This window comes from Paenibacillus sp. 01T443, assembly GCF_056398325.1.
This window is the reverse complement of sequence record NZ_JBFTPE010000057.1, coordinates 1-4,052: the sequence shown is the minus strand read 5'-3', so window position 1 is coordinate 4,052 and position 4,052 is coordinate 1. Positions and strand designations below refer to the sequence as shown.

The window sequence follows — 4,052 nt, the reverse complement described above, 5'->3', positions numbered from 1 at the left end:
GCATAGGAAAGAACGTCACTGAAATAACCGCGGCACCGTAAACCAAAGCCAACACGCTGATAACATGGAAGAATATTTGTTTTTTGTATAACAGGTTAAAGATGATGAGAATCGGTACTCCTATCACGACTATTGTAATAAAGGCAAAGSTGGTTTCAAGCATTCCTCGTTCTCCATCCTATCTAAGAAATTTCTTAGACTTAATTCGCCGCGTTTACAGTATTTACCTTCACCGAAAGTTAAGTAAATCYAATTGATACTCACGCTATACTKCCCGTTAGCTCAACAAAAAGGCAACCGATCGTATTTGGCCGGCTGCCGCGGTGTTGTTATTCAGCTATCGTTCTCCGTTAACGTAATAAGTCGGATATAATCTCACCTGGCCATGCCAATAAATTTCTTCCTTCACTTCACTATAAACAAAGAACAAAATAAAGCCCGCGGTTTCCGCGGACTTCATCCGGAAATGATGTCCTTTTTCAAGCTTTCTTTTTATATACCTTCATTGCAAAGAAATAGGCTACGATCAAAATCCCGACACACCACGCAAGAGCGACCCATATATCATTACCCACCGGCTGATCCGACAGTAGCGCACGAATGGCGTTCACGATCGAGGTCACCGGCTGGTTTTCGGCAAAGGCGCGAACTACCGACGGCATCGACTCGGTCGGCACAAACGCAGAACTGATAAACGGCAGGAAAATAAGTGGATAGGAAAACGCGCTTGCACCTTCAATCGTTTTTGCGGACAGTCCGGAAATCGCCGCTACCCAAGTTAAGGCCAGCGTAAACAACGCGAGTATGCCGGCTACGGCAAGCCATGGCAGTATTCCCGCGGACGAACGAAAACCCATAACGAGCGCTACGAGAATGATGACGATCACCGTAATGGCGTTGGACACCAGAGAGGTCAGCACATGCCCCCAAAGCAAGGCGGAACGTGAAATCGGCATGGTGTGAAACCGCTCGAATATGCCCCGCTGCTTATCCATAAACAGGCGGTAAGCCGTATAGGCTATTCCGCTTGCGATCGCCATAAGCAGTATGCCTGGCAACAGGTAATTTACATAGTTATCCGTTCCGGTTTGAATGGCACCGCCTAACACATAGACGAACAGCAGCATCATCGCAATCGGAGTGATGCAGACCGTGATGATGGTGTCCATACTGCGGAAAATATGGCGCATGGAACGACCAAGCATAACGCTAATATCGGTGAAGAAATGATTCTTTGCCGTCTCCATTTACTTTGCCTCCTTTTTGCCGACGATGGAGAGGAATATCTCTTCTAATGTCGGTTGTTTTTCAACATACTCCACCTTTGCGGATGGGAACAGATTTTTTAGATCCGAGAGCGTGCCACTAGCGATAATCCTACCCTCATGCAGAATGGCAATTCGGTCAGCAAGCTGCTCAGCCTCCTCCAAATACTGCGTGGTTAGGAGTACTGTCGTTCCGCCGACGGCAAGCTCCTTCACAATCTTCCAAACCTCGATGCGTGCCTCGGGGTCAAGCCCAGTGGTCGGCTCGTCGAGGAAAATGATCTGCGGTTTTCCTACAAGGCTCAAGGCGATGTCGAGCCTGCGGCGCATACCACCCGAATAAGTAGACGCCCTGCGGTCGGCGGCGTCTGTCAAGCTGAAGCGTTTAAGCAAGTCGTCCGCAACCTGACGCGGATTTTTGAGGTATCTTAGCTTTGCAATCATGATCAGATTTTCCCGTCCGGTCAAAATTTCGTCCACGGCGGCAAATTGCCCGGTCAGACTGATCGCCTGCCGCACGTTCTCGGGTTTTGACGCAACATCGAATCCGTTTACGGTCGCGGTTCCGCTGTCTTGTTTGAGCAGCGTGGTGAGGATTTTGACAACTGTTGTCTTGCCCGCCCCGTTGGAGCCGAGAAGGGCGAAAATACTGCCCTTTTCCACCTCGAAATCCACGCCTTTTAGGACTTGAAGCTGCTTGTAGGATTTTTGTAGTCCTTTTACTTCAATTGCTTTCTCCATCCCGATATCCCCCTTTTACTTTTTTTTATCCGTAACCTTTTTCATGGCCTTGTTAACTTTTTGGTCAACAGATTCTTGATAGATGTCAGCGTAAGTTTTTGAATCTTTGATTAGATCGTCGCAGAAAGCGGCAACGTCACTGCCCGTCACTTCGAGCACGCCTTTCCCCAAGGTCGCGCCCTCTTCAAAAAGATCGATAATCCCCGAGAGCAAACCCGTCCCGTTTGTTAGCTCAACAGGGCCGACCTTAAAGAGATATTTTTGAATCTCTTTATAAACAATCTGATAATCTTGCGGGAGCGCTTTGACACGCGCCACGTGCGCTCGCCACTCTTTTTTGCCTTCGATGATATCTCGTATTCTCATTTTACCCTCCTATTTACCTAATTTTTTAGCGATATTATTGTTGAGTTGCTCGCGCCACTTGTCGCGAAAAGACTTTGCCCCTTCTTCGCCGGCCAGCGCTGAACAGAAGCCTTTGATATCGTCACCCAAAACCTCTTGGACACGCTGACCGTCCGCCGCTGTTTCTTCGAGCAGGCCAAGCACACCGTCAAGAATTGGCATGAGGTTGCGACCGGTGAAATCTGAGTGCGACCAAAGATTGGCATTAATTTTTTCCCATGCCGCTTGATAATCAGCCGGCAGCTTTTTGGCTCGCGATTCAAAACTTTTCAATTCTTTAGTCATGTCGCTGCCGGTGATTTTTTCCCAAAAATTCATTATTGTTTCTCCTTTAACTCATTAATTTTTGATGATACGAACTCCCATTTTTCCCAGAACTTCCGTAGTTCCTTGCGCCCCGCGTCGTTGATCGCGAAAAACTTTCGCGGCGGTCCCATGTCGGAGGGCTTCTTGGTGATCTCCACCAACTTGTTTTTTTCAAGCCGGATCAGGATGGTGTACACGGTTCCCTCCACAACATCTGTGAAGCCGAGGGCGTTCAGCCGCCGCGTGATTTCGTAGCCGTAGGTTTCTTTGCGGCTTATAATTTCAAGGACACAGCCCTCAAGCGCCCCTTTGAGCATTTCCGTTAGGTTTTCCAGCACAATCACCCCTTGCTATTCTGTATGACCGATATTCAGTATTACTTACTACCTCTATACAGTAACACGTAGTAGTTCGTTTGTCAATTGCGGTTGTTCTAATATGTTGTTGTGATAATGAATTTCAACTAAAACGCAAGTTGCTAGCCGGCAAGCAATGGGACTGTGGCCACAATCACGATATTTTTTATAATTTGCCCTGCGTTCAAATCTAGGATTTTTGCAGTCCTTTTACTTGAATTGATTTGTTTGGCATATTTCCCCTCCTTATATAACCGTAACCTTTGACAAATCGGCCTCTATGCCTTTGAGCGCAGCATAGGTCAACTTATCCATCATCGCGCCGTCAAAGCAGAYGGTTTTGATGGCACGGTAGTACTTCTTGGACAACAAAGACCCTTGGAAAGACGCATTCTTGAGTGTCGCGCCCTTGAACGAAACTTCGTTCAACGCCGCTTTGTCRAACTTGACKCCGATGAAGGTTTGGCCGTCAAGACGCAGCCCTGTCAGATCGGTATTTGTGAAGTCCACCCCGTCGAAAATACAGTTTTCAAAGACGGTTTTTCTGAGATCGGTCATAGTCAGGTTGACGTCGGTCAGTTTTGCATCAATRAATGTTGTTCCGAATAGTCCCGACTTGCTGAAGTTGGTACKCACAAGGATGGATTTATTGAAGCTCGCATTCGTAAGGTCAAGGACGGACAGGTTGCAGTCGGTCAGGTTTGCGCCGTCGAAACGGGCATCTCGCACGTCGCTGCTGGCAAACGAGCTGCCGGTCAAGTCCGCGTTCGTAAAGTCGGAGCCTCGCAGCGCGCTTGATGTAAATTTTCCCTTATGCGCGATAACGCCCACAAAGTCGCTCTTCGACAGGTTACTCGCGCTAAAGTTCGTCACCACCTGCCGCTCCAGTGAGCGGGAGAGGTTAGCGACCTCCCGTACCGTTTGCTCAATGTCACCGATACTTTCAATGGTTATCTTAAACGCTGTTTCATCGTCCTTG

The 4,052-nt window shown here is 48.1% G+C and carries 7 protein-coding genes; all 7 read right to left on the bottom strand.

The window, feature by feature from the left end; translation table 11 throughout:
• Positions 1-337 precede the first annotated feature (337 nt).
• The gene (locus AC1DLI_RS34165; RefSeq protein WP_477610155.1) at positions 338-460 is read right to left on the bottom strand and encodes a hypothetical protein; all 123 of its coding nucleotides are present in this window, start codon (positions 458-460) and stop codon (positions 338-340) included.
• Between the two features lie 19 nt (positions 461-479).
• A complete protein-coding gene (locus AC1DLI_RS34160; RefSeq protein ID WP_477610153.1) occupies positions 480-1,247 on the bottom strand; it encodes an ABC transporter permease in 768 nt (255 codons plus the stop codon).
• Entirely contained in the window at positions 1,248-2,006 is a 759-nt protein-coding gene (locus tag AC1DLI_RS34155) for an ABC transporter ATP-binding protein (RefSeq protein ID WP_477610151.1), read from the bottom strand.
• Positions 2,007-2,021: 15 nt separating this feature from the next.
• The gene (locus AC1DLI_RS34150; protein ID WP_477610149.1) at positions 2,022-2,372 is read right to left on the bottom strand and encodes a DUF1048 domain-containing protein; all 351 of its coding nucleotides are present in this window, start codon (positions 2,370-2,372) and stop codon (positions 2,022-2,024) included.
• A gap of 9 nt (positions 2,373-2,381) precedes the next feature.
• Positions 2,382-2,729: a DUF1048 domain-containing protein gene (locus AC1DLI_RS34145; protein WP_477610147.1), complete on the bottom strand. Its 348-nt coding sequence runs from the start codon at positions 2,727-2,729 to the stop codon at positions 2,382-2,384.
• Positions 2,729-3,034 (bottom strand): PadR family transcriptional regulator, encoded by a 306-nt coding sequence (locus tag AC1DLI_RS34140; protein WP_477610157.1) that lies wholly within the window; start codon positions 3,032-3,034, stop codon positions 2,729-2,731. Before AC1DLI_RS34140 ends, AC1DLI_RS34145 begins: the two co-directional genes overlap by 1 nt.
• 285 nt (positions 3,035-3,319) lie before the next feature.
• A partial coding sequence (locus tag AC1DLI_RS34135) for a pentapeptide repeat-containing protein (RefSeq protein WP_477610145.1) occupies positions 3,320-4,052 on the bottom strand: 733 nt, incomplete at its 5' end.